The organism is Mesorhizobium sp. M7A.F.Ca.MR.148.00.0.0 (assembly GCF_003997735.1).
GTDB lineage: Bacteria > Pseudomonadota > Alphaproteobacteria > Rhizobiales > Rhizobiaceae > Mesorhizobium.
On the sequence record NZ_RZTB01000220.1, the window covers coordinates 1,683 to 4,255 of the forward strand.

2 protein-coding genes are annotated in these 2,573 nt (G+C 49.1%); one reads left to right on the forward strand and one right to left on the reverse strand.

The features are described from left to right. The coding region (locus tag EOB49_RS33100; RefSeq protein ID WP_206526180.1) for a hypothetical protein at positions 1 to 1,090 on the forward strand (1,090 nt) is incomplete at its 5' end. Here the strand turns inward: EOB49_RS33100 and EOB49_RS33105 are convergent. Beyond that, positions 1,058 to 2,573: ABC transporter ATP-binding protein (locus EOB49_RS33105; protein WP_348630288.1), on the reverse strand; the 1,516-nt coding region annotated here is incomplete at its 5' end. The genes EOB49_RS33100 and EOB49_RS33105 overlap by 33 nt on opposite strands.

The following is a 2,573-nucleotide window of genomic DNA, read 5'->3' on the forward strand; positions in this document are numbered from 1 at the left end:
ACTCGGGATTCCCAATGCTTGGGTTGAGTTCTCCAACCAGGTAGCGGGTGAGGGCTTCAAATTTCGTGATTGGTTTTCATTAGCAAAAAGACCTCAGGCAGATGCAGTTTCCATCAATCGCACGTGGTCAAGATCGGGTCTTGCCGACCTCTGCCAAATCCATGAAATGGAAATTGATACCGACGCCCTGTCTGCAGCATTGGTTAAAAGAGTAGATGATATAGATATATTTTCCGATCGGAAAATATATACTTTTGACAAATGTCGGTCTAGACCATTACCAATTTTCATAATCTCGTTTAACCGAGGCGATCAATTACTTAAAGTGGTAGATTCCTACAACCGACTCAGCACAGATGTTGACATCGTTATTCACGACAACGGAAGTTTCGACCATCGCACATTATCGATACTTGATAATTTAGAGAAATCTGGCGTAACAATTATTAGATCGACAGCGATCAACGCACCTGAAGAGCTAGAAAACGTCAACACTACGATTGAGATGTACTTTTCTAATTGGGCTGAGCCTGGCAGGTATGTGGTGACGGACGGTGACGTCGATCTCAGTAGCGCAGCTCCGGATATATTGTCTATTTTTGATCTGTTATTGGATAATTTCAGAGACGTCGCCTGCGTGGGACCAATGTTAAGGATACATGACGTCCCCTCCACCTACCCCCTTTATAATCATGCGATGAATCGACACATTGATCAGTTTTGGCAAAAAGAGCCTTCTTGGTTCACGCGCGACGAAATTAAGATCGCTTACCAACGAGCGCCAATCGACACAACCTTTGCTCTCTATCGTGCTGGAGAGCGCTTCAATCGGCTGCAGAAGGGATTGCGAATTTACTATCCCTATGACGCCAAGCATCTGGATTGGTACGAAGACGAGAGTGAGGGCGAGGCATATCGAATGACATCGTCCCCGGCCATTTCACATTGGAACTCACAGAAGCAGACCGAGGCAATGAAAGATGAGCCATTGAGATTTTTTGACTATATACGGGTGCTCCGATCGCCCGACGGCACGCTAACTACAAAAAAAGAAACGCTACATAATTTCCGTTTTTATAGACGTCCCTAAATCGAAATGTCCAGACGAAAGAAGGTCTGCTTCCGGCGCTACACGAAACGCCACAGCATCGACAATTCTGTGCAGCGGACTGCTACCAGATATAGTTTTACCAAAAACTGATCCTCCAAGGAAATACGTACCCGGCAGCATCAAACAATTAAACTCAAAACAAACCTTAACGGTATCCCCAGACTTTACTTTCTTTATCCTGAAAATATCTTTGTCAACATTATTTGCTCCAGCTAATATCAAACCAGAAACGGTTTTCAAAGCCATACCGAAAGCTACATTGGCCGCATCGACTGAAAAGCTCGCTTTGAACTCAAACGCGTACCGCTTGCCTAGCTGAAGAACATTGACCTGGCTGCCAACCGTTGTTGTTAGGCGAAGGTCGTGGATACGTGCGCCGTGCTCTTCCGTTGCCGTCGCAGATTGCGTCTGTAAACTCTCGTCGAAATAATCCGAAAATTCTTCTTGGCTCTGCAAAGACGATGACGCTGAAGGAAGCGCAGAGTATTCAACTTCATAGACGGTCTTCGTTATGTCTTCAGCACTCTCCTTTTCAATATTTACACCTACCGCGCTGTGAGGTCTGACGGCAACCGAGCGCACAATGCTCGCTCGCATTTGTGCTGCCGTTTCCCCAGAAGCATTTACTAGCCGCTGATATTGATTGACTACAGCTTTGGGTCTGCCTTGGGAAATCAGCTCTCCGGTATCGATTAGCATCGCTTTCGAACACAGTTGAACAATGGTCTGAGCGGCATGGCTGACAAACAGGATAGTGCCACCCTTGTCCTTGATGTCCTCGATGCGAGCGAAGCACTTGCGCTGAAACGCTTCATCCCCCACCGCAAGCGCCTCGTCCACCACCAGAATATCCGGATCGACGTTGATGGCCGTTGCGAAAGCCAGCCGCACATACATGCCTGACGAATAGGTCTTCACCGGCTGATCCATGAACGGACCGATATCGGCGAAACGGGCGATGTCGTCGAACCGCCACTCCATTTCCTTGCGCGGAACGCCGAGGATGGATGCGTTAAGGAACACGTTTTCGCGTCCAGTGAATTCGGGATTGAATCCAGCGCCAAGTTCCAACAGCGCGGCAATGCGGCCGTTGACTTCGACCGAACCAGTGGTCGGTTGCAGCGTACCGCAGATTATCTGCAGCAGCGTGGATTTTCCGGAACCGTTGCGGCCGATAATACCGACGGTTTCGCCGCGGCCAACCTCCAGCGAAATTCCGGAGAGCGCGGCGAAATCGCGAAAATAGCGGCGCGGCGGGCGACCGATCAGCCGCTCCAACCGCGGGACTATCATTTGCTTGAAGCGGTCTTCAGGTCGCTCGAACATGACATAGTGCTTGGACACATCGCGCACGCGAATTGCTATGTCGGAAGCGCGGTTGCCTGACCTGTCAGAGGACATCTGCAAATCCTCTTCGGGTTTTCTGGAAGAATTGATAGCCGAAAAATGCAGTTGCAATCGC